The sequence below is a fragment of the Desulfacinum infernum DSM 9756 genome (genome assembly GCF_900129305.1).
In the GTDB taxonomy this organism is placed as follows: domain Bacteria; phylum Desulfobacterota; class Syntrophobacteria; order Syntrophobacterales; family DSM-9756; genus Desulfacinum; species Desulfacinum infernum.
Window position 1 is genome coordinate 47423 of the sequence record NZ_FQVB01000005.1, and the last position, 26093, is coordinate 73515.

The 26093-nt window shown below is 62.8% G+C and carries 21 protein-coding genes and 2 pseudogenes; 17 read left to right on the forward strand and 6 right to left on the reverse strand.

Annotation, left to right across the window (positions count from 1 at the left end):
• The first annotated feature begins 45 nt into the window (after positions 1–45).
• The 11 genes from BUB04_RS02345 to BUB04_RS02395 all read left to right on the forward strand — a co-directional run bounded on the left by BUB04_RS02345 (position 46) and on the right by BUB04_RS02395 (position 11290).
• Complete coding sequence (locus tag BUB04_RS02345; protein WP_073036597.1) at positions 46–885, forward strand: fumarate hydratase; 840 nt, start codon at positions 46–48, stop codon at positions 883–885.
• A gap of 159 nt (positions 886–1044) precedes the next feature.
• Positions 1045–1605, forward strand: a complete 561-nt coding sequence (locus tag BUB04_RS02350) for a Fe-S-containing hydro-lyase (RefSeq protein ID WP_073036598.1) — start codon at positions 1045–1047, stop codon at positions 1603–1605.
• Between the two features lie 95 nt (positions 1606–1700).
• Complete coding sequence (gene sdhC, locus BUB04_RS02355) at positions 1701–2087, forward strand: succinate dehydrogenase, cytochrome b556 subunit (protein ID WP_073036600.1); 387 nt, start codon at positions 1701–1703, stop codon at positions 2085–2087.
• 15 nt (positions 2088–2102) lie between these two features.
• Positions 2103–2468 (forward strand): succinate dehydrogenase, hydrophobic membrane anchor protein, encoded by a 366-nt coding sequence (gene sdhD / locus BUB04_RS02360; protein WP_073036602.1) that lies wholly within the window; start codon positions 2103–2105, stop codon positions 2466–2468.
• A gap of 30 nt (positions 2469–2498) precedes the next feature.
• Positions 2499–4265 carry a succinate dehydrogenase flavoprotein subunit gene (sdhA, locus tag BUB04_RS02365; protein WP_435051094.1) on the forward strand — a complete coding sequence of 589 codons (1767 nt, stop codon included), beginning with the start codon at positions 2499–2501 and terminating at the stop codon, positions 4263–4265.
• Between the two features lie 78 nt (positions 4266–4343).
• Entirely contained in the window at positions 4344–5054 is a 711-nt protein-coding gene (locus tag BUB04_RS02370) for a succinate dehydrogenase iron-sulfur subunit (RefSeq protein WP_073036799.1), read from the forward strand.
• 922 nt (positions 5055–5976) lie between these two features.
• Complete coding sequence (locus BUB04_RS02375; protein ID WP_073036606.1) at positions 5977–6579, forward strand: helix-turn-helix domain-containing protein; 603 nt, start codon at positions 5977–5979, stop codon at positions 6577–6579.
• 31 nt (positions 6580–6610) lie between these two features.
• Entirely contained in the window at positions 6611–7189 is a 579-nt protein-coding gene (locus BUB04_RS02380; RefSeq protein ID WP_073036608.1) for a 2-oxoacid:acceptor oxidoreductase subunit gamma family protein, read from the forward strand.
• Positions 7190–7333: 144 nt separating this feature from the next.
• A complete protein-coding gene (locus tag BUB04_RS02385; protein ID WP_178371882.1) occupies positions 7334–9082 on the forward strand; it encodes an FAD-dependent oxidoreductase in 1749 nt (582 codons plus the stop codon).
• Between the two features lie 112 nt (positions 9083–9194).
• Positions 9195–10364 carry a pyruvate ferredoxin oxidoreductase gene (porA, locus tag BUB04_RS02390; protein ID WP_073036612.1) on the forward strand — a complete coding sequence of 390 codons (1170 nt, stop codon included), beginning with the start codon at positions 9195–9197 and terminating at the stop codon, positions 10362–10364.
• Between the two features lie 23 nt (positions 10365–10387).
• Positions 10388–11290, forward strand: a complete 903-nt coding sequence (locus BUB04_RS02395; protein ID WP_073036614.1) for a 3-methyl-2-oxobutanoate dehydrogenase subunit beta — start codon at positions 10388–10390, stop codon at positions 11288–11290.
• Between the two features lie 117 nt (positions 11291–11407).
• Here BUB04_RS02395 and BUB04_RS02400 read toward each other — a convergent pair whose 3' ends face one another.
• Entirely contained in the window at positions 11408–12505 is a 1098-nt protein-coding gene (locus tag BUB04_RS02400; RefSeq protein WP_218588352.1) for an alanine racemase, read from the reverse strand.
• 168 nt (positions 12506–12673) lie between these two features.
• Between BUB04_RS02400 and BUB04_RS02405 the strand changes: the two genes are divergently transcribed.
• From BUB04_RS02405 to BUB04_RS02415, 3 genes are read left to right on the forward strand one after another with little or no spacing between them, the layout of a single operon-like run.
• Positions 12674–13156, forward strand: a complete 483-nt coding sequence (locus tag BUB04_RS02405; protein ID WP_073036618.1) for a DnaJ domain-containing protein — start codon at positions 12674–12676, stop codon at positions 13154–13156.
• On the forward strand, positions 13153–13716 hold the full coding sequence (locus BUB04_RS02410) for a (Fe-S)-binding protein (RefSeq protein ID WP_073036620.1): 564 nt from the start codon (positions 13153–13155) through the stop codon (positions 13714–13716). Before BUB04_RS02405 ends, BUB04_RS02410 begins: the two co-directional genes overlap by 4 nt.
• A 16-nt stretch (positions 13717–13732) precedes the next feature.
• A complete protein-coding gene (locus BUB04_RS02415; RefSeq protein WP_084075952.1) occupies positions 13733–14629 on the forward strand; it encodes a DUF3786 domain-containing protein in 897 nt (298 codons plus the stop codon).
• Between the two features lie 339 nt (positions 14630–14968).
• Here BUB04_RS02415 and BUB04_RS02420 read toward each other — a convergent pair.
• From BUB04_RS02420 to BUB04_RS02440, 5 genes and pseudogenes are all read right to left on the reverse strand, one after another.
• Positions 14969–15204, reverse strand: a pseudogene (locus BUB04_RS02420) (Txe/YoeB family addiction module toxin); the annotation flags it as partial.
• A gap of 156 nt (positions 15205–15360) precedes the next feature.
• Positions 15361–16257, reverse strand: coding sequence for an NUDIX hydrolase (locus BUB04_RS02425; protein ID WP_073036622.1), 897 nt, complete (start codon positions 16255–16257; stop codon positions 15361–15363).
• Positions 16227–20075: pseudogene (gene hrpA, locus BUB04_RS02430) on the reverse strand (ATP-dependent RNA helicase HrpA). The gene BUB04_RS02425 and the pseudogene hrpA overlap by 31 nt, the downstream one beginning before the upstream one ends.
• 18 nt (positions 20076–20093) lie before the next feature.
• On the reverse strand, positions 20094–20762 hold the full coding sequence (locus BUB04_RS02435; RefSeq protein ID WP_073036623.1) for a TIGR00153 family protein: 669 nt from the start codon (positions 20760–20762) through the stop codon (positions 20094–20096).
• A gap of 17 nt (positions 20763–20779) precedes the next feature.
• Positions 20780–22021 (reverse strand): inorganic phosphate transporter, encoded by a 1242-nt coding sequence (locus BUB04_RS02440; protein WP_073036624.1) that lies wholly within the window; start codon positions 22019–22021, stop codon positions 20780–20782.
• 212 nt (positions 22022–22233) lie between these two features.
• Between BUB04_RS02440 and BUB04_RS02445 the strand changes: the two genes are divergently transcribed.
• From BUB04_RS02445 to BUB04_RS02455, 3 genes are all read left to right on the forward strand, one after another.
• Positions 22234–23061, forward strand: a complete 828-nt coding sequence (locus BUB04_RS02445; protein WP_073036625.1) for a purine-nucleoside phosphorylase — start codon at positions 22234–22236, stop codon at positions 23059–23061.
• Positions 23062–23243: 182 nt separating this feature from the next.
• On the forward strand, positions 23244–24566 hold the full coding sequence (locus BUB04_RS02450; RefSeq protein ID WP_073036626.1) for an amidohydrolase: 1323 nt from the start codon (positions 23244–23246) through the stop codon (positions 24564–24566).
• A gap of 3 nt (positions 24567–24569) precedes the next feature.
• The gene (locus tag BUB04_RS02455; RefSeq protein ID WP_073036627.1) at positions 24570–25943 is read left to right on the forward strand and encodes an amidohydrolase family protein; all 1374 of its coding nucleotides are present in this window, start codon (positions 24570–24572) and stop codon (positions 25941–25943) included.
• Positions 25944–26093: the final 150 nt, after the last annotated feature.

The window sequence follows — 26093 nt, forward strand, 5'->3', positions numbered from 1 at the left end:
TTCCCTTCGATCTCCCCATCCAGTCGTTTGCAAAAAGGAGGATCCATGCGCGAAATCCATGTGGATGCCATTATAGCAGCCGTCCGGGATCTGTGCATCCGGGCCAACACCGAGCTGGGCGAGGACGTCCTGGACGCCTTTCGCAAGGCCTTGGAAAGAGAAGAATCCCCGGCCGGGAAAGACATCCTGAAAAGGCTCATCCAGAACGCCGAGATCGCACGAACCGAGGGAGTCCCTATGTGCCAGGACACGGGCTTCGCCGTGATCTTCGTGGACATGGGACAAGATGTGCGCATCGTGGGCGGAGGCCTCCGGGAGGCCGTGGAGGAAGGAGTCCGCCAGGGCTACCGGGACGGGTATCTGAGAAAGAGCATCTGCCATCCCTTCACTCGACAAAACACCGGCGACAACACGCCCGCCATCCTGCATCTGGACATCCGTCCCGGAGACCACTTCCGGATCACCGCGGCGCCCAAAGGCGGCGGGAGCGAAAACATGAGCCGTGTCACCATGCTCACGCCGGCCGTGGGGGTTCAGGGGGTCAAGGACTTCGTGGTCCAGCGGGTGAAGGAATCGGGGCCCAATCCGTGCCCGCCCACCATCGTGGGCGTTGGCATCGGCGGTACCTTCGAAACGGCGGCCCTCCTGGCCAAGAAGGCCCTGCTTCGGCCTCTGGGAAGCCTGAATCCCGACCCGGAGTTGGCCGCTCTGGAAGCGGACTGGCTGGAAGCCGTGAACAGCCTGGGCATCGGCCCCCAGGGTCTGGGAGGGCGCATCACGTCCCTGGCGGTCCACATCGAGATGATGCCGTGCCACATCGCCAGCCTGCCCGTGGCCGTGAACATCCAGTGCCATGCCGCCCGGCACAAGGAAACGGAACTCTGATGCGAGTGATGAGTGATGGGTGATGAGTGATGAGTGACGAGTGAAGGATAAGGAGGGAGGGGTGGAAGGTTCCTTTACGCTTTTCTCCTTTTGCCTTTTACCTTGTCCCTTTCACCTTTTGCTTTTCCCCCTTCGCCGCAACCAAGGAGAGGACTTGCCATGCACGACGCCGTTCGACTCACCACGCCTCTTTCAAGGGAAGACGTGGAAAAGCTCCGCATCGGAGACCGGGTGCTCCTGAGCGGAATCATCTATACGGCCCGGGACGCCGCTCACAAGCGCCTGGTGGAACTTCTCGAGGCCGGGGAGTCCCTGCCCTTTGATTTGGAAGGCCAGGTGATCTACTATGTGGGGCCGTCCCCGGCCAAGCCGGGCCGTCCCATAGGGGCCGCCGGCCCCACCACCAGCTATCGCATGGACGCCTACGCCCCGGAACTCATCCGACAAGGCCTACGGGGCATGATCGGAAAGGGGGCCCGGAACGACGCGGTCAAGGCCGCCATGAAGGAGCACAAGGCGGTCTATTTCGCCGCCATCGGCGGCGCCGGGGCCCTCATGGCCCAGAGCATCCTTTCGGCGGAAGTGATTGCCTATCCGGAGCTGGGCCCCGAAGCCGTCCGTCGGCTGAAGGTGAAGGACCTTCCGGTGATCGTCGCCAACGACTGCCACGGAGGGGATCTCTACGAAGAAGGCGTCAGGAAGTATGCGCGCACGGCGTGATTTACAGTGTCCCGCCCTTCCCCGATTCCCCGCGGCCCGCATCTCGGGGCCGGGACCTTCGGGCCAGGGCACCCAGTTCAAGCGAGGAGGTTTTCATGAAGAAGGTCGTCTTTCAACCCAAGGTCCGCTACAAGCTCCACCCGGGCTACCTGGCCTGGATCCTCCATCGAGCCACAGGGGTCCTGCTGGGTCTCTACCTCTTTCTCCACATCTGGGTGATCCACCACCTGTCCCAGGGCGAACAGGCCTTCAACGAGGTGATGGCCGTGGTGCAGTCCCCGCTCTTTCATCTCCTGGAGATCGGGCTGCTGGGCACCGTGGTCTACCACGGATTGAACGGCCTGCGCGTGGTCCTCATCGACTACGGCAACCTGGGAAAGCGTGAAATCATGCAGAAGGCCGTCTTCGCCGTCTTCGCCGTCTCGGCGATCCTCATCCTGGCGGGGGCGATTCCCATGCTGCGTCTGGCTTTCGGCATCTAAGGGGAGGCTTTGAAAATGTTGGGTAAATACTTCGGTTCGGGACGTTCGGGGGCCTTCGACTGGTTCTTTCAGCGCATCTCCGGCGTGGCCCTTCTCATCACCCTCTTTCTCCACTTCTGGGTGCTGCACTACGCATCGGAAGGCCCCGTGACCTACCAGAAGGTCATGGCGCGGCTTGTGTCTCCCGTCTGGAAGGCCATCGACATCGCCTTCCTGGTTTTCGCCGTCTACCACGCCATGAACGGATTCAAGATGATCATCGACGACTACATCCATTCCGCCGGCCTTCGCGCCGTGCTGGTGGGAGCCCTGTGGGTGCTTTCCATCGGATTCTTCGGGCTGGGCGTCCTCACCATCGTCACTCTCAAAGTGCAAGCGTAGCCAAAAGGAGCAATCGACGTCATGGCAGATATCAAGGTCACGGTTCACAAACACGATGTGGTGATCGTCGGCGCCGGCGGCGCCGGGCTTCGAGCGGCCCTGGAGGCGTCCAGGGTCGTGAACACGGCGGTGATCAGCCAGGTCTTCCCCACCCGGTCCCATACGGTGGCGGCCCAGGGGGGAGTGGCGGCGTCCCTGAGCAACGTGGAGCCCGACGACTGGGTCTGGCACATGTTCGACACCATCAAGGGCAGCGACTATCTGGGCGACCAGGACGCCATCGAATTCATGTGCCGCATGGCCCCCGAAGTGGTCATCGAACTGGAACACATGGGCATGCCCTTCAGCCGCCTCCAGGACGGCAAGATCTTCCAGCGCCGTTTCGGCGGCCACACCAAGGATTTCGGCAAGGAAGCCATCTGCCGCACCTGCGCCGCCGCCGACCGCACCGGCCATGCCATGCTCCACACGCTCTACGAGCAGTGCGTGAAGAACCAGGTGGTTTTTTACAATGAATTTTTCGCCCTGGAACTGCTCATGAACGAAGACCACGTGGTGGGTGTGCTGGCCTGGGACATCGCCAACGGCGGCTTCCACATCTTCCACGCCAAGGCCACCATGTTCGCCACGGGCGGATACATCCGCGTCTACAAGACCAACTCCAACGCCCACATCAACACGGGAGACGGTCTTTCCCTGTCCCTTCGCGCGGGGCTACCCGTGGAAGACCTGGAATTCGTCCAGTTTCATCCCACGGGCATCTACGGCGTGGGCAACCTCATCACCGAGGGCGTCCGCGGCGAAGGCGGCTATCTGCTCAACAAGGACGGCGAGCGGTTCATGAAGCGCTACGCCCCCACCGTCTGGGACCTGGCCTCCCGCGACGTGGTCTCCCGGGCCATGGCCGAGGAAATGCGCCAGGGCCGCGGCTGCGGGCCCAAGGGCGACTATCTCTTGCTCAAACTGGACCACATCGGCGCCGACATCATCCACGAGCGGCTGCCCGGCATCTGGGAACTGGCCTACGTCTTCGCCCACGTGGACTGTACCAAGGAGCCCATTCCCGTCACCCCCACGGCCCACTATTCCATGGGCGGCATCCCCACCAACCGCTATTCGGAAGTGGTGCTGGGCGGCATGGACAAGCCCGAAGAGCCGGTCAAGGGCTTCTACGCCGCTGGCGAGGCGGCCTGCGCTTCGGTCCACGGCGCCAACCGGCTGGGCTCCAATTCGCTTTTGGACATCATGGTCTTCGGCAAGGTGGGGGGTCAGAAAATGGCCGAATTCGCCCAGTCCCTCCCCGAACACGTGCCGCTTCCGGAAAACCCCGGAAAGAAGGGCATCGAAGAGGTGAAGAACCTCCTGAACGGAACGGGCGGGGAAATGATGGGCGCCATCTGGGACGAACTGAAGGAGTCCATGGAGCTCAACTGCGGCGTGTTCCGCACCGAAGAGACCCTGACCACTCAGCGCACCGTCCTGAAAAAGCTGTGCGACCGCTTCAAAAACGTGGGGATCGCCGACAAGGGCCTCGCCTTCAACCTGGATCTCATCGAAACCCTGGAGCTGGGCCACATGCTCGACTTCTCCAAGGCCATCGTGGAAGGAGCGCTGGCCCGACAGGAAAGCCGAGGAGCCCACTACCGGGACGACTACCCCCAGCGCGACGACGAAAAGTGGCACAAACACACCCTGGCTTACATGGAAGAGGACGGCTCCATCCGCCTCGACTACAAGCCGGTCCGTATGAAGCCGCTCACCGTGCCCACCTTCGAACCCAAGGAGCGCGTCTACTAGGACCCGCGGGCCCGGCTGCGGGCGGGGCCCCGGCGGTGAGCGGAATTTACGGACCCGGGACAACATGAGGTGCAGATCATGCTGAAGACGGTTACCTTCTCGGTCTTTCGATACGATCCGGAAAAGGACAAGAAACCCTACTACAAGGACTACAAGGTGGAGCTGCGCCGGCCGGGCATGATGGTCCTGGACGGCCTCAACCAGATCCGCTGGGAACAGGACGGCACCCTGGCCTACAGGCGATCCTGCCGCGAGGGTGTGTGCGGATCCGACGGGCTCAACATCAACGGCGTGAACATGCTGGCTTGCATCACCCACATCGAGGATCTCAAGGATCCCATCGTGGTGCAGCCCCTGCCGTCCATGCCGGTCATCAAGGACCTGGTGGTGGACTTCACCGACTTCTATAAGAAGTATTATCTCGTCAAACCCTACCTCATCACCAAGACCCCGCCCCCGTCCGATCGGGAGCGCCTCCAGAGCCCCGAAGACCGCAAGAAGCTGGACGGGCTCTACGAGTGCATCCTGTGCGCGTGCTGCAGCACGTCGTGCCCCAGCTTCTGGGCCGACCCGGACTATTTGGGCCCCGCGGCGCTTCTCAAGGCGTGGCGATTCATCGCGGACACCCGCGACGAAGGGGCGGACGAACGGCTTGAGATCATCAACGACCGCGACGGGGCCTGGCGCTGCCACACCATCCTCAACTGCGTGGAAGCGTGCCCCAAGCAGCTCAACCCCACGGAAGCCATCGCGGAACTGAAAAAGACCATCATCCACCGGAAGTTCTAGAAGGCTTTAGACGACGGTAAGCGGCCGGTCGCGGGGCTGGGCCCCGCGACCGGCCATTGGCCATTCCGAGACAAGCTCCTTCCAGCCCATCCGAAACCGGTTCTCCCGTTCCAGAAACGCAGGCCTTTCCTGTCTCCTTGGCCTAACGATCATGGTCGCCCTCACCCCACCCCCCATGGATGAAAGAGCAGGTCGGAGTAAGGGCTTTTTGTGGGAGCCCCGCAAGGCGCGATTTTCTTTGCGTGACCGCACGGTTGTTGGGTTGCCGGTCGCCCTCATCGCGGCTTGCGCCGCTCCTACACACCGGTCATTTCCATTTGCGTCCATTCGCGCTCATTGGCGGTTTTCCTTCACATGATCCCCCATCACGCGGGCCGAGACAACGAAGGATCAAACCCACTTTTGGGAAGCAGGCCTCTGTAGGGGCGAATGATTGTTCGGCCCTACAGGCCGCGCACACGAACGGAACCAGGTCGCGTTTCACATAAAACTGAGCGATTTTTTTTCGGGGGTCCCTTACACCGCGTCATGAGCGTGCGGGGATAAACCCCGCCCCTACCCAATGGGTCCGTGCCTTTTTGCAGAGGCTGGCCGCGCCGCGCGCACCCTTTTCGGGCCCGGCGTCCGGTGTTAGCATCGGAGGGAGCCGATAGCGTTGATTTACATAAACAATATTTGTTGCCATCAAACGACCCGGAGACTAGAATTCCCAGGGATCTAAAGTTTCGCTCCATCGTCCTTGTGAGCACCTGCTGATCTCCCCTCTCACCCGGCTCCCCGCTCCCCGCCCCGTGCCACAAGGTGACCGCAAGTCCCACGACCCGGAGGGTCGATTCGAACAAGGTATCCGCCCACTCATTTCGGACCGGTTCCGTTTCGGACAAGGAAACCGGATCCAACACGTCGCGAAGGAGGAAAGCCTATGCAGCACACTGACGATGTGAGCCGTGAAGTGCAGGCGCTCAATCTGGGCGCCAAGGTTCGGGACCTTCGCCAGAAGTTTCGGTACACGGTTCAGGATCTGGCGGCCAAGACGGGGCTCGACAAGGAGCTGCTGGACCAGATCGAGGCCGACAAGGTGGTGCCGCCCGTGGCCACCCTGCTCAAGCTGGCCAAGGCCTTCCACGTGGGACTGGCCTATTTTTTCCAGGACGAGCTCACCGGCCAGAAGATTTCCATCACGCGAAAAAACGAACGCACCCGCCTGGAGCGTCGCCCCCACCATCGCGAGGGGGAAGTGACCTACATCTACGAAACCCTGGAAAACAAGAAACCGGAAAAGCACATGGAACCCTTCCTGGTGGAGTTTCCGGTGATGGATACCGCCGAGATGGTCTTCGTGAGTCACGAAGGCGAAGAGTTTTTGTACCTCATGGACGGGCGGCTGGAATTCCGGACGGTGGACCGGGTGGAGGTCTTGGAGCCGGGCGACAGCATCTATTTCGATTCGGACATCAGCCACAGTTTCCGATGCATCGGTGATTCCCCGGCCAAGGCGGTGGTGGTGGTCTGGAGCAAGCCGTAGAGAGCCGTTCAACAGGAAGAGGACACAGCCCATGATCGAAGTGAGATTCCACGGAAGAGGCGGCCAGGGGACCGTGGTGGCCTCCATCCTCATGGCCAAGGCCTTTTTCCAGGCCGGCTATTACGTTCAGAGTTTTCCATTGTTCGGTGTGGAACGCCGCGGCGCTCCCGTCGAAGCCTACCTCAGGTTGGACAAGACCAAGATCCTGGTCCGCACCAACGTCTACACCCCCGATCACGTGGTGGTGCTGGACCCCACGCTGCTGGAAGGGGTGGACATCACGAGGGGCCTCAAGCCCGGAGGCTGGATTCTTATCAACGCGCCCGAAGCCCCTCCCAACCTTCACACCTATGCCGACTACAAACTGGCCCACGTGGACGCCACCCGCATCGCCATCCGGCACCGGCTGGGCACCCGAACGCATCCCATCGTGAACACGGCCATGATGGGCGCCTTCGCCCGGGTGCTGGGCGAGCCCCCTTTGGAAGCGGTGATGGAAGCCATCCGCGAGGAAGTGCCAGCCAAACCGGAAGCCAACATGGCGGCTGCCAGGGAGGCCTACGAAAGCGTGGTGCTTTTGGGCCCCGTGGCCGAGGCGGTCAGTGCGTGAAGCGTCAGGCGTTAGGCGTTAGGCGCCTCTCCCCCCTTTTTCAAGGGGATGCCCGGGGGATTCCCCATCACGCATCACGCATCACAAGTTACGGATCACGAATCACGGATTACGGATTACGGTTCACGGACGAAGAGGTTTCCCATGACAGAGCAAATGCTTTCTCCGATCGTCCCTACACCGCTCATACCGCGGTCTTTCACCACCACCGAATCGAACAAGACGGGATCCTGGAGGTTCCTGAAGCCCCGCTATGACGAAAAGACGGCGCCGTGCAGCGCCGCCTGCCCCGCCGGCGAGGACATCGCCCGGGTGGAAATGCTGGTGGCCCAGGGCCTTTTCAAGGAGGCCTGGGAAACCATTCTTCAGGAAAATCCCTTCCCGGCGGTGTGTGGTCGGGTGTGCTTCCATCCCTGCGAAGGCGTCTGCAACCGGAAGGAATTCGACGACGCCATCGCCATTCACACCCTGGAACGGTTCGTGGCGGACACGGCCATGCGCTACGGCATCCAGCCGGACATCGCCCGCCGGCCCGTTCAGGGGCCCCGGGTGGCCGTGGTGGGCTCGGGCCCCAGCGGCCTGGCGGCCGCCTACTTTCTGGCTCGGCTGGGATATACCTGCGACGTTTTTGAAGCCAAGAGCGAACCCGGAGGGATCCTTCGCTGGGGTATCCCGCTCTACCGCCTGCCCGTGAACGTCCTGGAATGGGAGATCGGCCGGATTCGGTCCCTCGGCGTGGAGATCCATTGCAACCACCGGGTGTCCTCCGACTTTCTGCGTGACGCCGGCGACCGGTACCAGGCCGTCTTCATCGGCTGCGGCCATCACCGCAACGTGGACTTGGGCATCCCTGGAGAGAACCTGGACGGGGTGGAGGAAGGCCTGCCTTTCCTGGAGAGGGTGCGGGCCGGAGAACGCCCCGACCTTTCCGGGGCGGTGGCGATCATCGGCGGCGGGAACACCGCCGTGGACGTCTCCCGCTGCGCGCTGCGGCTCGGAGCCAAGCCCGTCATCGTCTATCGTCGGCGAAGGCAGGACATGCCCGCGTTCGAACACGAGATCGAGATGGCTCTGGAGGAAGGCGTGGAGCTCATGGAGCTGTGGGCTCCCCTGGAGATCGCTCCCCATGCCGACGGCTATCGCCTGGTGCTCCAGAAGATGGAAGTGGCCGCAGAGGAAGGGCCGCGGGCGCAAGTCAGGCCTGTTCCCGGCGAAACCCGGGAGATGGTGGTTTCCAAGGTCCTCAAGGCCATCGGAAACGCCGCGGAGGAGGCCTGGATGGAGCCGCCCGAAGGCGACGGCAAGCTCCTGCGGCTGGCCAACACCGCCCTTGTGCGTCGAGACGACGGTCCCGTCCTCGTGTACGGGGGGGACCTGGCGGCCCTGGAAAAGTCGGTGGCCCACGCGGTGGCCTCCGGGAAGGAGGCCGCCATGGCCCTGGACACCTATTTCCAGGACGGCTGGGACGCCATCGAATCGAAGGTTTCCGCATGCCGCGTGGGCCAGGGCCCTTCCCTTTCCATGGAAATGTACCTGGGCGGTGAACGGTGCCGGCGCAATCCTCACGTGGTGGCCTTTCAGGAGATCAATACCGACTATTTCCTCTTCTCGCCGCGCCTGGCCCAGCCCAGGCTGCTCAAAGAAGAGCGCATCCAGGGCTTTTCCGAGATCGATCTCAAGATCTCCGCGGCCCTGGCCCTTCGGGAAGCGGAGCGCTGCTTCAACTGCGGCATCTGCAACCAGTGCGACAACTGCCGCCTCTTTTGTCCCGACCTGGCCGTGTGCCGGGACGACAATCCCCAGGGACGGCGCATCAACTACGACTACTGCAAGGGATGCGGCGTATGCGTGGTGGAATGCCCCCGAAACGCCATGGCGTTGGAACAGGATTGAAGGATTAGAGGATTAGGGATTAAGGACCAGCTTCTCATGGGGCGGGGGATCCAAGGGCTTTGCGGCCGGGAATCAGCCGCTCTGTGAGGCGCTTGGATCCGGGAGGATAAAGATGAAGAAGGTTGTGGAAGGAAGTCATGCCGTATCGGAAGCGGTGCGGCTGGCTCGTGCGGACGTGATTTCGGCCTATCCCATCACGCCGCAGACCCATATCGTGGAGCTGCTTTCCGAATACTGTTCGGACGGCACCCTGAACGCCAAGTTCCTGAGAGTGGAAAGCGAACATTCGGCCATGGCGGCCCTCATCGGCGCCGCTTCGGCGGGCGTTCGCACCTTTACGGCCACCTCGTCCCAAGGCCTGGCCCTCATGCACGAGTTGCTCCACTGGGCCGCGGGCGCGCGCCTTCCCATCGTCATGGCGGAAGTGAACCGGGCCCTGGCCCCCGGATGGAACATCTGGACGGAACAGACCGACAGCCTGGCCCAGCGGGACACGGGATGGATCCAGCTCTACTGCGAGGACGCCCAGGAGGCGCTGGACACCACCCTGCAGGCCTTCCGTCTGGCGGAAACGGTCTATCTACCCGTGATGGTGGTGCTGGACGCCTTCTTTCTGTCCCACACCTATGAACCGGTGGACATTCCGGAGCAGGAAGAGGCGGACCGGTTCCTGCCGCCTTTCAAGCCCGCCTTTCAGTTGGATACGCAAAACCCGTCGGCCTTCAACCAGCTTGCGCCGCCCAACGTCTACATGGAGATGCGCCGGAGCCTGCAGGACGCCATGGAATCGGCCTTGGACGTGCTGGATACCATCGAAGACGACTACGAGAAACTTTTCGGTCGGCGCTACGGAGCGGTGGAAGCCGTGCAATGCGACGATGCGGACATTATCTTGGTGACGTCGGGAACGGTCACCAGCACCAGCCGGCTGGTGCTCCGGCAGCTTCGGGAAAAGGGCGAAAAGGTGGGGCTTCTCAAGATGAAGGCCTTTCGGCCCTTCCCCTTCGAGGCGCTGCGAAAGCACACGGCCCATGCGAAGAAGCTGGCCGTCATCGACCGCAACTTCTCCTTCGGCGCCGGGGGCATTTTCGCCCAGGAAATCCGTTCGGCCCTGTGCAACCTGGCCCGGCGCCCGTTGGTCTTCGGTTACGTGGCGGGTCTGGGCGGCCGGGACGTGACCACGGACGTGATCGAGGACATTTATTGGAGGACCAAGACCAGCGCCCATCCGGAAGGCGAAAGCATCTGGATCGGCCTGCATCAACCGGCTCCCGCCGCCTGACGCGGCGCGAAAGGGGTGACACCATGGAACTGGACGTTTTGGATCGCGACTACATGTGTTCGGGGCACGTGGGATGTCCGGGCTGCGGCGCGGCCATCGCCATGCGTTTTCTTCTGAAGGCCCTGGGCGAAAAGACCATGATGGTGATTCCCGCCTGCTGCTGGTCCATCATCGCCGGGCCCCATCCCCAGTCCACCCTGAAGGTGCCCGTCCTCCACACGGCCTTCGAAACCGGAGGCGCCGTGGCCAGCGGGATCCGGGCCGCCCTGGACGCCAAGGGAGACACGGAGACCACCGTGGTGACCTGGGCCGGGGACGGCGGCACCTTCGACATCGGCTTCCAGGCCCTGAGCGGCGCCGTGGAGCGGAACGAGGATTTTATCTACGTCTGCTACGACAACGAGGCCTACATGAACACCGGCGTGCAGCGCAGCTCCTCCACCCCTTACGGCGCCTGGACCACCACCACGCCGGGACAGGAATGGAAGCGCCTTCGCAAGAAGAACATCGTGGAGGCCCTGGTGGCCCACCGCATTCCCTACGCCGCCACGGCCAGCATCGCCTTCCCGGAAGACCTGGTGCGCAAGGTGAAGAAGGCCAAGGGCATCAAGGGATCCCGGTTTCTGCACATCTATGCGTCGTGCCCCACGGGATGGCGCATCCCGTCCGAGATGGCCATCAAGATCGCCCGCATGGCCGTCCAGACCAACATCTTCCCCCTCTACGAGGTGGAAAACGGCGTGCGCTACACCATCAACTACATGCCCAAGGGATATTTGGTGCGGGAATACTTCAAGCTGCAGGGGCGATTCAAGCATCTGACCGACAACGACTTGGAGCAGATCCAGGAGATGGTCAACGAGGACTGGGAGCTGTTGCTTCGCAAGGCGGGAGTGAGCATGAGCGCCGCGGGCACGGTGGCGTGATGAGTGACGAGTGATGAGTGACGAGTGATGGGTGATGAGTGATGGGTGACGGGTGATGGGTGACGGGGGTGCTGGTCGCGGGGGTCCGCCCCGCGGCCCACCGACCCGAGGATCGGGTCACAGCCTGGAAATCACCCGCCCGTCCAGGGTTCGATAGGCCCCGATCAGGTTGGCCGTAAGGCAACAGTGCACGGGCACCACCGCCACCAGGTCTCCCACCCGCATCCGTTCCAAATGTTCCGGACACGCCCGCACGATCCCGTGTTCCTGGGACACCGCACTCACGGAACAGCACCCTGTGGGTGTTTTCCAGCCTGCTTCGTCAAGTTCCGTCACCCAGCCATGGACGGGTCGGCCGTCGGGACCTTCCACGGCGTCCTTGGAAAGATGCACCGCACCGCCGTAGATCACCACTTCCCCACGGTCCGGATGCCGGGCCACCACGGGACAGACCGCCACCATGGCCACCTCCTCCAGCCGGCAGGCTCCGATGCGAAACTGCATGAGGTCGTAAAAGACGAAGGCGCCGGGCCGGATTTCGTCCACACCCGGGAAATCATCCGCCACACTGCACGTGGGCGTATCCCCCACGGAAACCTCCAGGTCCGGATACCGGGAAGCCAGCACATCCTTCGCCCGGGCCATGGCGTCCAGGGACTGGCGGTGCACGGCCAGGATCCGGTCCAGGCTTCGAGCCTTGTAACTGTGGCCCGCGTGGGTGAGGATCCCGCGAAACCTCACCCGCCGGCACGCCGCCAGCTCCTCCGCGAACCGCTCCAGGGTGGGAGTGTCGTCCGGATCCACCCCCGTTCGATGGTAACCGGAGTCCACCTTGACCAAGAGGTCCACGGGGGCCCGCAGGCCCGCTTCCAGCGACCGCACCGTCTCCGGGTGGACGGCCAGCAGATTCAGATGGATGCGGCTTGCCAGGTCGTTGATGAGGTCCACCTCCCGGAGGTTGACAGGAAAGGCCACGGTGATGTCGTCCCAGCCGTCGTCGGCGAAATACCTGGCCATGGTGAGCGAAGAAACCGTGATGGCCCTCACGCCCACTTCCCTGAACCATTGCCCTATCTCTCTGGACTGGTGCGTCTTGAAATGGGGTCGGAACCGCACCCCGCATCTTTCGGCCTTTTCCGCCATGGCGGAAATGTTGCGCCGCACCTTTCCTTCATCCACCAGAAGCGTCGGAACCCCAATCCCTTCCAATTTCACCCCCACTCCTCCCTTCATCGTCCCCCGCCCCATCACCTCTCTTTTCCTTCTTTACCGTCCTTCAATCCTGAATCCTTTATTCCTCCAATACTCACTCCCCTTTGAGCGCTCCATAGGCTACAATAAACGGCCGTTTGCTGGAAATGTTTATGCTTCGCGGAGAGCGCCATGTTCGGACGCTACTGGCCCCTGATCGCCTGGTTTGCTTACCTCATTCTGCCGACGGATCTCTTTCCCGATGCGTTCATAGGACCCGGCTGGACCGACGATCTCCTGTTGCTGGTCGCCCTCTACTACCTTTTCTTCAAAAAGGGGGCTCCTTGGGGAAGAACCGGGGATTCCGGGTCCCGGACCGGCTCCACGAGCGGCTCCGCCGGATCGGCGGAATCGGGGGCAGGCCGAGGATCTCACCGCTCCAACGCGAGCCGAGAGTCTTCCGGCCCCCAGGATCCCTATCAGGTGCTGGGAGTGGCCCCGGATGCGGACTGGGAGACCATCAAGAAGGCCTACCATCGGATGGCCAACCGCTACCACCCGGACAAGGTGAGCCACCTGGGCGAGGAATTCCAGCAGTTGGCCCACAAAAAATTTCAGGAAATTCAATGGGCCTACGACATTCTTGCCAAGCAAAGAAAGGACGGTCGAGCATGAGCGACGTGCTGGTGGGCGGAATTCATCGGCGGGACGGATACTCCTTCCAGCTGGTCAACATCGAATGCATGCCCCAGTCGGACCACTACAACGTGATCATGGCCCTGGAAGAGCCCATCGACGATCTGCTTCCCTACCTGGCGGCAGTCCTTCCCGCCTGCACCTACGTGCACGGAACCGGCGTGATCAACCTCATGGAAGAAGGCCACATCGTGGGCATCTACGGCGACCGGATCACCATCACGGACGTGACGGGCCTGGATGATGCGCAGGAGTGGTGCGAAAGGTACGTGGCCCGGATCGAGGACGTGAGGCGGCGCAAAGATTCCATCCAACCCGTGGAGCGCCGGCAGGTGTCCCTGACCGTGCTGGAAATCTACCGCCGCCTGCCTCAAACCAACTGCGGCGCCTGCGGGGACGCCACCTGCATGGCCTTCGCCGCCCGGGTTTTCCGCCGCGAGGTTCCTTTCACCTCATGTCCGGAAATCCGCCCCGAAGACCCCGAAATCAGCCGTTTCGTGAACCAACTGGCCGCCCAAGGTTTCCCCGCCGGTTCCTGAACAGGGAGGCTCCATCATGACGAAGGAAGACGCCCCTCGCTGGATGCTCTGCCACACGCTGGCGAACCGCTTCGAAGCGGATCTCCTCACCGACGCCCTGGAAAAGGAAGGCATCCCGATCCTGGTCCGATCCTTTGAAGAAACCGCCTACGACGGCCTCTTTGTGCCGCAGCGTGGATGGGGCCAGATCCTGGTCCCGGCCCAGGACATCACCCGTGCCCGTGCCGTGATCGCCCCGCTTCTGGAAACCTTGGAGGCCCAGGGGCCCTACCAGAACCTAGAAGAACTGGACCCGCTCCTTTGGGAACGCCTGCGGAAGCTGGACACCGAAGAGGTGTGCCGCCGAGCCCAGGTCCAGTGGCTGGAGGATCTCCGGGCCTACCGAATTCCGTTTCTCAACGGCGCCTACGCCTGCCGCCCCGAAGAAGAGGCCGTGGACGTTTTGGAGCCCCTGCCGTCTTCCCGCGTGGACTTTCAGACCGGCCTGTTCCTGCTCCATTACCTTCTGGAAGCCCGGCCGGTGCCCCTGGAAGGTCGCTGGATCAGCGAAAAGGAAATCCCCGGAGGGCTTCAGTTCTTTGCCGGCCCCCACGCCTTTCCTCTGCCGTGGGTGCTCAAGAGTCTGGATCACGACCTGAACCGGTTCTGTGAGGCGGCCGAACGGCTCGGAGGCGTTCCCGTGGAGGCGGGAGACGCGGCCTACCGCTTCTGGGTGCTTCCGCGGATTCCCGTCCAGGCCGTCTTCTGGGAAGGGGACGACGAGTTCAAGGCGTCCCTGCACCTGCGTTTCGACCCGTCCATATCCCGGCAGCTGGAAGCGCTCGACACCATCTGGGCCCTAGTCAACGTCTTCTGCCGGCACTTCAGGGACGCCGCCTCCCAGCCCGCCGACCTGTCTTCCGCATCTCCATGAGAAAGCAACGGGTTGTCCTGTCCCATGGGGAAGCCGCAGCTGGTCAATAATGGTAGCGGCACTGGACGAAATCGATTCTCCCGTGGCTCACCACATAAACCCCCATCACGGGATGCCCTTGACGACGAAGCATGAAACCTAATCTGCGCGATTTTTTCTTCGGGTGTCTCTTACACCGCGTGATTAGCGGGCGGGGATAAACCCCGCCCCTACCCAATGGGTCCGGGGCTTTTTGTAGGGGCGGGCTTTACGCCCGCCCTTCAGGAGCTGTCCATTAGAAAGAACCGTCCAATTCAGGTGAGAGTCTTGTAGTTGCGTCGTGTTACAGAGACTTTCATATAAGAAAACCAGACGATGTTCCCCTGGGTGATGCGGCGCGACCAGACGCCGGAACCAAGAAATTTCAGGCGCTCGGGCTTGCCGGCACCCTGAAACGGATCCCGCATGACCGCTTCAATCAATTTGAAGATGCGAAGAGCCGTTCTCCGATCCGTCTCCACCCAGTATCGCAAATCCTCCCTGAATTCAGGGTGAAATACGGCATCTCTCTCCCCTCTCGACTCAGACGGGCTCATCGAGACCCACCTCTCGACGAAGCTCCCCGATGGTCTGGGCCGATCCTTCCCGCTTCCGACCCGCTCCGGAGCCGAATGAAGCGGGCTCTGTATGACCGTACAGCCCGCAGAACATAACGGCAACGCTCCCGCGGGGAGTTCGCCAAAAGAGAGTGGTCAGGCGCGGGTGCCGTTCAGATAGGTGTGATTGAGAAGCCCCGGAACGAACGGCCTTTGGGACACGTCGGGCGGGACGAAATCGAAGACTCGTTCCAGAAAGAGGGTCACGATGCGGAAGGTGGCCCCCCAAAGAACTTCCACCTGAGCGCCGTCCTGGTGCAGGAAACAGCGAAAGTCCCTGGGGGTGGGATCCACATGTTCCGCCATGTCGGGGTCCACGTAGAGGCGGTAGCGGTAGTAGTTTTCGGGGTCCAGCAGCTTTCGGATCGGGATGGCCACGATCCGGTCCACCTCCCAATTGGGAACGAACCGGTGGACCCCTTCGATCCAGCCCACCAGGGGATGGATCACCTTGGTGAAAAGCCGCAGCCGTTCGGGAGGAAGCGGGCCGAGAAAACGGACCTTGAGGGGGTTCAGGCGCATCTCCTCCCAGCTTTCCCGAAGGCACGTGGCGAGATGCACGGCGGTGATCCGGGCCTTGCACGGGCAGCGTTGTTTAAGACGCTTCCAATGGGGCCAGCGGCCCAGGGGAAGGGGCGGCAGGGTCAGGAGGCGCGCCAGGATGGGGTCCAGCCCCTTTTCCACCGCCCCGCCGGGACAGCACAGGTCGCCCGCCTGGCGCACCCGCCGCGACCGCCGATTCAGGATGACGCACGCATCCTGCGCGCAGCCGCTTTCAGACAGGCCACAGCCCAGCAGAAGCAGAACGCTGGAGGAAGCGTCCGGGTAGAGGCGGGCGGCGGCGGCCACCGCCTGCTCGTTCAGGCAGGAAGCCAGCCGGTCCTGGATATGAAGCTGGAGTTCCTCGGGGTGGCGCAGCAGCTCGTCCCACCAGCCATGCCGTGTGCCATTTCCGGCGGCGTTCAGATCTTCAGGGTGGACAGTTCGGCCCATTTGGCTTCCAACCTCTTGGCGGACACGGGAAATCGCGTCTTGATCTCCGGCGCAAAAAGACTCAGTTTTTATTCTTCCAACATCCACCGAAATTCGTCAAGAAACTGAAGGATCTCCCGTGAGGCGTCGGGGCCGAAGCGCTCCAGCGCCTGGTCGTAGCGGATCTGAAAGGGCTCCACGTCCCGCCACTTCTGGGCGTCCTTTTCCGGAGCCACGTATGCCCGTTCCGTGCGGATGCGAAGCCCTTTAAGGTATCGAGGTATCCGGCGCATCTGTTCCCGGCGGTAGCGCAAAAGAAAATCGGCCGGCACCAGTCTTTCCACCTCACGGGCCACCGCATCCAGTTGGGCCACCGCCGGCGGATTCCCGCGGCTCCTTTCCCGGTACTTGAACAGGGTCGAGGTCACCTGGTAACGCTCCCGCACCACTTCCAGCACCTCTTCCCACAGCTTGCGGGATCGAGGCCCGATTTGAGCGGGAAGCTCCCGGACCGTGCGTCGGTATTTGTCCTCGTCGGGCGGCTGGGGGTCGTGGAGATCGAAGAGTTCCCGCAGAATATAGATCTGCAGTCGGCGTTCCGCCTCCTTGAAATCCCCCAGGAAGGTGCAGGCCCCCGGCGGCAGCGGCGTCATGCCGGGCCGGGTTCTTCCCGGCACCGGAAAGATCCACTCTTTTTTCAGGTTCTTGAGCACCGGAGAAAAGGTCCACTGGTAAAGCACCAGGAGGCCGTCCCGTGTGGCCTTCATGGCCTCCTGGGGATCGGCGTACAGACGCACCGCCACGGTGGTTCCTTCGGCGGCCAGGCCCGGGTAGGCGCAGCGCATGACCCCGAAGGCGTCCCGGCCCAGCTCGATCCGCTCGGGAAGTCTTCCGAAATCCCAGGAAGTGAGCCCTTGTCGTTCCCAATGTTGCCGGGCTTTCCGCCACACGGCGTCCTGGTGGGATCCCACCGCCGTTCCCTGCAGCCGCAGCAGGTCCCGGCCGGTTTGGATCACCTTCTCTTCCCCGTCCACCACGCGGAACCGCATCTTCAGGTGTTCCGGAAGCCCCGAGCGGTCCCATTCAGCCACGGGAACCCGCACCCCCGTGGCCCGCTCCAGGGCGGCGCTGAGCGCCGCATAAAAGTCCCCGTCTCCGTAGGCCAGTTCTTCCATCACCTTGCGCCCCGTCTCCGGGATGGGCACCAGCCGGCGCCGGTAGGACTTGGGAAGAGAACGAAGCAGATGGAGGATCTTTTCGGAAAGAAGACCCGGGACCAGCCATTCGAAGGGTTCGGGTTCCAGGCGCGGCAGCACGTGGATGGGTACCGTGGCCGTCACGCCATCCTCTTCCTCTCCCGGACAAAAGGCGTAGCTCAACGGCAGCCGCACGTCGCCGGCCTGGAAGGAATCCGGGAAATGCTCCAGCGCTTCCCAGTCCGGACCGGTCCGAAGCAGGTCTTCTTCCGTCATGCGGAGAACGGCGTCGCTTCCCTGGTCCTTGAGCCACTTTTCAAAGGACCGGATGTCCGCCACCTGCGGAATTCGCTTGTCGTAAAAGGCGAACAGGGTGTCATCGTCCACCAGAAGTTCCCGGCGGCGCAGCTTGTCTTCCATGCGCTCCAGCTCTTCCCGGAGCTTCCGGTTGTGTTCCAGAAAGCCGTAGGGCTTGGCGGTCTCCCCCTCCACCAGGGCGGACCGGATGAAGATGGCCCGGGCCTCCTCCGGCGCGTACCGAGCGTAGTTGACCTTGCGCCGCTCCACGATGGGAAGTCCGAAGAGAGTCACCCGTTCGTAGGCCGTCACCTCTCCGCGTTTCTTTTCCCAGTGGGGCTCGACGGCCTGGCGCTTGACCAGGTGCCGGCCCAGCTCCTCCAGCCAGGCGGGATCGATCACGGCCGTGGTCCGGGCGAAGAGGCGGCTCGTCTGCACGATTTCCGCCGCGACGATCCAGTCGCCTCCCTTGTTGAAGAGGGCGGAGCCGGGAAAGATCATGAGCTGCCGGCCCTTGGTGCCTTGATAGATGTTCTTTTCCTTCTTCAGGGCCACGTGGCTCAAATAACCGCTCACCACGCACCGGTGGATCGCTTCATAGGAGGCTGGTTCCTCGCCCGTCCCGGAAGGCTTGAAATCCCCTGCTTCCGCCAGGATGTCGCGGATTTCCTGGGCCACGTCCACCCATTCTCGCATGCGCCGGTAGGATAGGAAGTTTTCGCGACAGAACTTGCGAAGCTGGTTCTGGGAGCCGGCTTCCCGCCACCTCTGCTGGTAGGCCTTCCAGATGTTGAGAAGGGTGAGGAAATCGCTCCGCCGGTCCTTGAACCGGGCATGGGCCTGGTCCGCCTGGGCTTCCTGCTCCAAAGGCCGCTCCCGCGGATCCTGGATGCTCAGGGCCGCGCACAGCACGATCATCTCTTCCAGCGCCCCTTCCTTTCGGGCCTGGATGAGCATGCGGGAAAGACGGGGATCCAGAGGGAACCGCGCCATTTCGCGTCCCAGCGCGGTGAGCCGCCTCCGGTTGTCCACGGCCCCCAGTTCCTGCAAAACGGCATACCCGTCTTTCACGGCGGCGGGCGACGGCGGATCCAGAAACGGGAAGGTCCGGATGTCCCCCAACCGTCCCGCCAGCATCTTCAGGATGACCTCGGCCAGGTTGGATCTCTGGATCTCGGGCGGAGTGAATTCCGGGCGACTCAGGTAGTCTTCTTCCGAATAGAGGCGCACGCAGACGCCGGGGCCTACCCGGCCGCAGCGGCCTTTTCGCTGGTCGGCGCTGGCCCGGGAGATGGGCACGATGGGAAGGCCCTGGGTGCGGCTCCGCGGGTTGTACATGGCCAGGCGCGCCAGCCCGGTGTCCACCACGAACCGGATGCCGGGGATGGTCACCGAGGTTTCCGCCACGTTGGTGGCCACCACGATCTTGTCCTGGGAAAGGGGACGAAAGACCCGCTCTTGGTCCGATCCGGCCAGGCGGCCGAAAAGCGGCAGCACCACCGTGTGGAGAAATCTTTTTTCCTCCAGACGCGCCACGGTCTCCCGGATGTCGCTTTCCGTCGGCATGAAGACCAGAATATCGCCGCGGCCCCCTTCCCGGCGGATCTCGCCCACCGCCTCCACGGCCTGGTCCACGTAAGTGCTTTCTTCGTCCGATTCGTCCTGCCCGGGCCTGTAGACGATTCGCACCGGGTAGGTCCTTCCGGACACATGGATGATCGGCGCCTGATCGAAGGCGCGGGAGAAGCTTTCCGGGTCGATGGTGGCCGAGGTGATCACCACCTTGAGATCATGGCGCCGGGCGAGAACACGGCGAAGCAGGCCCAGCAGAAAGTCGATGTTGAGACTTCGTTCGTGGGCTTCGTCAATGATGAGGGTGTCGTAGGCCTTGAAGAAACGGTCCGATTGGGCCTCGGCCAGCAGGATCCCGTCGGTCATGAACTTGATCCGGGTGGCGGAAGAAAGACGCTCTTGGAACCTGATCTTGTAGCCCACGAAGCCGCCCAGCGGAACGCCCATTTCTTCGGCCACCCGGCGGGCCAGAGTCACGGCGGCGATGCGTCGCGGCTGGGTGGATCCAATGAAGCCGCGGCGGCCGCACCCGGCTTCCAGGCACATCTTGGGAAGCTGGGTGCTTTTCCCCGAGCCCGTATCGCCCGTCACCACCACCACCGCGTGGTCGCGGATCGCCTGGACGATCTCGTCCTTCTTTTCGGAGATGGGCAGCTCGTCCGGATACCGGAAGGGTGGGATCTCCTCGGGCCGGAGCTCCTGACGACGGCGGGGGAAGCCTCGGGAAGGCTTCCCCCGCCGGATGGTTCGGTCTGCGCGGTCCTGACGGTTCATCTGGAAGCTTTCGGCCTCCTAGCGGGCGATCATGGCCCGCATCATGTCCCCTGCGTTCTGGGCGTGGTTGGAGATGTCTCCCATGTGCTCCACCAGGCGTACCAGGTGGAACGCGGAGGTGGGGTTCTCAAAGGGATAGTTGAAGAAGTCCGCCAAGAGCTTTCTTTCCACCTGATCGGATTCGAATTCATACTCGCGGATCTGCTTGATGGCGCTTTTCACCATGGCCCGGTGATTTTCTGAAAAGCTCTGAAAGTAGCTCTCCGCCGCCAGTACCAGGGGATGCACGGATTTCAGCACATAGGTGATCTTTTCCACCATGAGGAGCAGGTCGTCCACGTATTCGTCGGGAATGGGCGTCTTGCGGTACGACAGCCAGTGGAGAGCGTCCTGGGTGGAATCCAGGATCTTGTCCTGTTCGCGCAGGTACCAGAGCAGCTGGAACTTGTCCACGGGCATCAGGATGCCCTTGGGCAGATGTCCGCGGATATTGCGCTTGACCGCATCCCCTTCGCTCTCCACCACGATGACCTTGTTGTGGTATTTTTCGAAATCCTCGAAGTTCTCATCCAGGTAGGAGATCATGGCCATCTTGAACAAAGGCCCGGCCTCCCGGATGAGTTCCGCATGGCGCAGAAGCCCTTCAAAGGGGGACTTTCTGAAAATACCGAGAAACGCAGACCGCATCACCCGTCTCCTTGTTCCTAGAGGAAGATAAATGTAAGTATTTTGAATATTATCATAGTCGGGATCGCAGCCAAAGGAAGAGTGATCACCCAGTAGGCCACGATTTTGCCCACCACCTTGAAATCCACGGCGGAAAGACCACCCGCCAGCCCCACTCCGATCACGGCGCCCACCGCCGCATGGGTGGTGGAAACGGGAAGCCCCATCTTGGAGGCTACGAGAACGGACGTGGCCGTACCGAAATCCACGGCGAACCCCCGGGTGTTGGTGAGCGTGGTGATCTTGGATCCCACCGTTTCGATCACGCGATAGCCCCACGTGAAGACGCCCACGGCGATGAAAAGGCCCCCCAGGACCAGGAGAAACCAGGGCACCGGCGCCTTGGGCGAAACGGTGTGGGTGGTGTAGATGGCGTAGATGCCGGCCACGGGCCCGATGGCGTTGGCCACGTCGTTGGCTCCGTGGGCCAAGGCCACGTAGCAGGAAGTGAAGACCTGGAAGCGCTTGAAGATCTCCTCCACCCCCTCTTCGTCGATCTTGCGAACGGTTCGGCCCAGCCACTTCTTGGCCGCATAACCCAGGGCGATCCCCAGCAACGCGGCCCAAAAAATGGAAGTTCCCCGTCCCAAATTCAGGCTTTCGCCGAGGGGTGTCTTCATCAGAAACGACATGACCACGATGAAGACCGTCATTCCACCGAAGAGGGGCGACCAGGCCAGGGCTCGCACGAAGGAATTACGCCGCTCCAGAATCATCCTGCGGATGAATTGGAAGATCACGTAGGCCAGGAACCCGGCAAAGATGGGAGAAACGATCCAGCTGATGACGATGGCCATGACCTTGACCCACTGCACAGCCTTGAAACCGCCGGCCACGATGCCAAAGCCCAGCAGAGCCCCCACGATGGAGTGGGTGGTGGAGACGGGAAACTGACTCCAGGTGGAAAAGAAGACCCAGAAGGCCGCCGCCAGCAGCGCCGCCAGCAGCCCCAGCATCATCACGTTGGGATCGTTAGTGATGGCTGACGCGTCCAGGATGTTCTTTCGAATGGTGGTGGTCACATGGGATCCGATGAAAGCCGCCCCCACAAAATCCAGGATGCCGCCGATAAAGACCGCCTGGCGCAGGGTGATGGCCTTGGCGCCCACGGCGGAAGCCATGCCGTTGGCCACGTCGTTGGCGCCGATGTTCCAGGCCATGTAGGCCCCTGCCAGAAATCCGCAGATCAGGATGATATCCGCCACAGAGCACCTCGCCATGATTGGGGAAATTCCTAAAATGCCGACGGATCTTTACAAAAAGGAGCTCCTGTGTCAATTCTTGCCTGTTTGGACCCCCGGGAAATTCGGCCCCGGCCCGAGATGCGTCGCTGGACACCGCGCGGAGGAACGGGCCGCGGCTGACGAATCACCAATCACGAAGCGCGAAGCGCGGGTCACGGATTACGGATCACGAAGCGAGGCGTCAATTGATGGATGCAGACCGATTTCGAGCTCACCTGGAAGAGGCTCACCATGTCCTTTCCAAGGCCCTGCCCTTTCGGCCATCTCTCGCCCTGGTGTTGGGAACCGGCCTGGGTGGGGTGGCCGAAGCCATGGAAAAGCAGGGAGAACTCCCCTACCCCGCCATCCCCCACCATCCCGTCTCCACGGTGGCAAGCCATGAAGGCCGTTACCTGTGGGGCCGGTGGGCCGGACGCGAGCTCATCGCCCTTCAGGGCCGTTTTCACCTCTACGAAGGCTACGGTCCCCTGGAGATTTCCTTTCCGGTGCGCCTGCTGGCCCGGCTGGGCGTCCGCACCCTGGTCATTTCCAATGCGGCGGGCGGCCTCAACCCCCTGTTCGAGCCCGGGGATCTCATGCTCATCACGGATCACATCAACTTGACCGGAAGGAATCCCCTGGTGGGCCCCAATTTCGACGAGATCGGCCCACGCTTTCCCGACATGACCGAGCCCTACAGCCGACGCCTCCAGGCGCTGGCCCGCCGCGAAGCCCTGGCGGAGGGATTGCTCCTGCGCGAAGGGGTCTACGTGGGCGTGCTGGGACCCAGCATGGAAACGGCCGCGGAAACCCGCATGCTCCGGGCCTTGGGAGCGGACGCCGTGGGCATGTCCACCATCATGGAAGTGATCACGGCGGTGCACGCGGGACTCGATGTCCTGGGCATCTCGGTCATCTCCAACGTGAACCGGCCGGACTGCTACGAGCCCGTTCCGCTGGAAAAGGTGATCGAAACGGCTTCGGCCGCCGGTCCCAAACTCATGCGCCTGCTGGAGCGTGTTCTGCCCGGCGTGTGAGGAGCAGTCCTTTGGACGCTCTTCTCGCCTCGTGTGGTCCTGTCGGGCGGGCATAAAGCCAGCCCCTACGGAGACAGTCGGCCTTCTTGGGTAGGGGCGGGGTTTATCCCCGCCCACTGGGAGCTTGTCCGAACAAGGAGGATGACCCCATCCCCCACTGAATTTCTCGAGGATGGACGAGAATGGACAATGGGAACGTCACCCCCTGTGATCTTTTGATCGTCCGCGGCGAAGTGCTCACCCTGGACGCCGACGACCGGCGCATTCGGGACGGCGCCGTGGCCGTTTCGGACGGGCTCGTCCTGGACGTGGGCCCCGCCCGGGAACTTTCGGCCCGCTACCGCCCCGAGAGGGTCCTGGACGCCGGGGGATCCGTGGTGCTTCCCGGACTCGTGAACGCCCACACCCACGCGGCCATGACCCTGTTTCGCGGCCTGGCCGACGACCTTCCCCTCATGGACTGGCTCCACAACCACATCTTTCCCGCCGAAGAAAAGCTCACGGAAGATTGGGTCTATTGGGGAACTCTCCTGGCTTGCGCCGAAATGATCCTTTCCGGCACCACCTGCTTTTGCGACATGTACCTTTTCGAGCACAAGGTGGCCCAGGCCGCGGACGAAGCCGGCATGCGGGCCCTGGTGGGCGAGGTCCTCTACGACTTCCCCTCCCCCCACTACGGCCCGCTGGAAAACGGGCTCCGTTTCACCGAAGATCTCATTGCGGAATGGAAAGACAACCCCCTGGTGCGGATCGCCGTGGAGCCTCACGCTCCCTATACCTGTTCACCGGAACTCATCCGCACCTGCTTCGAGATCGCCCAGCGCCACGACGTGCCCATGGTGATCCACCTCAGCGAAAACGAGGCGGAGGTGGCGGAGGTGGTCCGACGGTACGGCAAGAGGCCCGTGGCGCATCTGGCGGACTTGGGCGTTCTGAACGACCGGGTGATCGCCGATCACTGCGTGGCCCTGGATGAAAACGACATGGACCTTCTGGCTCGCCACGGGGTCCACGTGGTCCACAACCCGGAAAGCAACCTGAAGCTCACTTCCGGCATCGCTCCCGTGCCCGCTCTGCTGGAACGGGGCGTCAACGTGGCCCTGGGAACCGACGGGTGCGCCAGCAACAACAATCTGGATCTCTTCGCCGAGATGGACGTGTGTGCCAAGATCCACAAGGCCGCCGCATCGGATCCCACCGTCCTGGACGCCCGCACCGTGCTGTCCATGGCCACGGTTCGGGGCGCCCGCGCCCTGGGATTCGGAGACGTCTTGGGCCGGATCGAAAAGGGCGCGGCGGCGGATCTCATCGTGGTGGATTTCCGAAAGCCGCATCTCACCCCCGCCTACGATCCCGTGAGCCACCTGGTCTATGCCGCCAAGGGATCCGATGTACGCCATTCGGTCATCGCCGGCCGGGTGGTGATGGAAGACCGGGAGCTGCTCACCCTGGACGTGGAAAAGATCTGCGCGGAAGTGCGCGCCATCGCCCGAAAGGTTCGGTGAGCCATGACGAAAGACCATACGGCAACCGTTGATCTTCTCCTCACCCGCATCGATTGGCTGGTCCTGTGCGATGCGGACATGACCGTGGTGGAACGGGGCGCCGTGGCCGTGGACGGCGGTGTGATCGTGGACGCCGGGCCCTGCGATGCCCTGGAAGCGCGGTACCGGGCCCGGGAGGTGGTGCGCCTTCCCGGACACCTGGTGATGCCCGGTCTCGTCAACACCCACGTCCACGCGGCCATGACCCTGTTTCGGGGAATCGGCGACGACCTCCCGCTCCAGACGTGGCTCCAGGAGGTGATCTTTCCCGCCGAAGCACGCCATGTGGACGGCGCCTTCGTGGAGTTGGGAACGGTCCTGGCCTGCGCGGAAATGCTCCTGGGCGGGACCACCACCTTTTGCGACGGCTACTTTTTTGAAGAGGCGGCGGCCCGGGCGGCAGCCCGCTCGGGCATTCGCGCCGTGCTGGGCCAGGGGGTGCTCGATTTCCCCTCTCCCGATCTCAAGGACCCTTCCAGGGCCCGCGCCCGGGTGGAGGCCTTCCTGGAAGCCGCCGGTTCCTGGCCGGAAACGCTCCGCCCTTCCCTCTTCTGCCACGCGCCCTACACCTGCGGCCCGGAAACACTCCGGTGGGTGAAGGACCTGTGCCGGCGCCGCGGCATCCTTTTCCAGATCCACGTCTCCGAAACGCGCTGGGAAGTGGAGGAAATCGAAAGAAAGTACGGAAAACGGCCCGTCTTCCACCTGGACGAGCTCGGGGTGCTGGACTCCCTCACCCTGTGCGCCCACGGCGTCTGGCTGGATGAGGACGAGATCGGCGTTCTGGCGGAACGGGGCGCCGCCGTCTCCCACAACGTGGAAAGCAACCTCAAGCTCGCTTCCGGCATGGCGCCCGTTGCGGCGCTCCTGCGCGCCGGAGTCCCGGTGGGGCTCGGAACGGACGGATGCGCCAGCAACAACGACCTGGATCTTTTTTCGGAGATGGCCCTCACGGCCAGGCTCCACAAGGCCGTGACCGGTGATCCCACGGTCTGTCCGGCCCGGGACGTGCTCCGCATGGCCACGGTTCACGGCGCCCGCGCCGTGGGGCTGGCCCATGAGACGGGAAGCCTGGAATCGGGAAAGCGTGCGGATCTCATCGCTCTTCGGATTGACCAACCGCATCTTACGCCGCTCTACGATCCCATCTCCCACGTGGTCTATGCGGCCCGGTCCTCCGACGTGAACCACGTGTGGGTGGACGGGAGGCAGGTGGTCCGAGACGGGCAACTTCTCACCCTGGACGTGCCGGAAATCCTGCGGGAAGCCGAGCGCATCGCCGCGGCCGTCCGCTCGGACACCCATATCTGGTCCGATGGAAGCGGAAATTCGGTCTGATCAGCGTGATCAACCCACTACCCCGAAGTCCAGGAAAGAGTCGATCATCGCGTCCTGCGCCGCACCCACAAGGGATCATACCCTTTGTTCTGCCAGATCGCCCGCCGCAAGGACGCCCCTGACACGAGGAATGAAAGCATTGTGGTTACA

Bases quoted from the DNA above. Each gene is read 5' to 3' on its own strand.
- BUB04_RS02345 (WP_073036597.1), top strand. From the start codon at position 46: ATGCGCGAAATCCATGTGGATGCCATTATAGCAGCCGTCCGGGATCTG.
- BUB04_RS02350 (WP_073036598.1), top strand. From the start codon at position 1,045: ATGCACGACGCCGTTCGACTCACCACGCCTCTTTCAAGGGAAGACGTG.
- sdhC (WP_073036600.1), top strand. From the start codon at position 1,701: ATGAAGAAGGTCGTCTTTCAACCCAAGGTCCGCTACAAGCTCCACCCG.
- sdhD (WP_073036602.1), top strand. From the start codon at position 2,103: ATGTTGGGTAAATACTTCGGTTCGGGACGTTCGGGGGCCTTCGACTGG.
- BUB04_RS02370 (WP_073036799.1), top strand. From the start codon at position 4,344: ATGCTGAAGACGGTTACCTTCTCGGTCTTTCGATACGATCCGGAAAAG.
- BUB04_RS02375 (WP_073036606.1), top strand. From the start codon at position 5,977: ATGCAGCACACTGACGATGTGAGCCGTGAAGTGCAGGCGCTCAATCTG.
- BUB04_RS02380 (WP_073036608.1), top strand. From the start codon at position 6,611: ATGATCGAAGTGAGATTCCACGGAAGAGGCGGCCAGGGGACCGTGGTG.
- BUB04_RS02385 (WP_178371882.1), top strand. From the start codon at position 7,334: ATGACAGAGCAAATGCTTTCTCCGATCGTCCCTACACCGCTCATACCG.
- porA (WP_073036612.1), top strand. From the start codon at position 9,195: ATGAAGAAGGTTGTGGAAGGAAGTCATGCCGTATCGGAAGCGGTGCGG.
- BUB04_RS02395 (WP_073036614.1), top strand. From the start codon at position 10,388: ATGGAACTGGACGTTTTGGATCGCGACTACATGTGTTCGGGGCACGTG.
- BUB04_RS02405 (WP_073036618.1), top strand. From the start codon at position 12,674: ATGTTCGGACGCTACTGGCCCCTGATCGCCTGGTTTGCTTACCTCATT.
- BUB04_RS02410 (WP_073036620.1), top strand. From the start codon at position 13,153: ATGAGCGACGTGCTGGTGGGCGGAATTCATCGGCGGGACGGATACTCC.
- BUB04_RS02415 (WP_084075952.1), top strand. From the start codon at position 13,733: ATGACGAAGGAAGACGCCCCTCGCTGGATGCTCTGCCACACGCTGGCG.
- BUB04_RS02425 (WP_073036622.1), bottom strand. From the start codon at position 16,257: ATGGGCCGAACTGTCCACCCTGAAGATCTGAACGCCGCCGGAAATGGC.
- BUB04_RS02435 (WP_073036623.1), bottom strand. From the start codon at position 20,762: ATGCGGTCTGCGTTTCTCGGTATTTTCAGAAAGTCCCCCTTTGAAGGG.
- BUB04_RS02440 (WP_073036624.1), bottom strand. From the start codon at position 22,021: ATGGCGAGGTGCTCTGTGGCGGATATCATCCTGATCTGCGGATTTCTG.
- BUB04_RS02445 (WP_073036625.1), top strand. From the start codon at position 22,234: ATGGATGCAGACCGATTTCGAGCTCACCTGGAAGAGGCTCACCATGTC.
- BUB04_RS02450 (WP_073036626.1), top strand. From the start codon at position 23,244: ATGGACAATGGGAACGTCACCCCCTGTGATCTTTTGATCGTCCGCGGC.
- BUB04_RS02455 (WP_073036627.1), top strand. From the start codon at position 24,570: ATGACGAAAGACCATACGGCAACCGTTGATCTTCTCCTCACCCGCATC.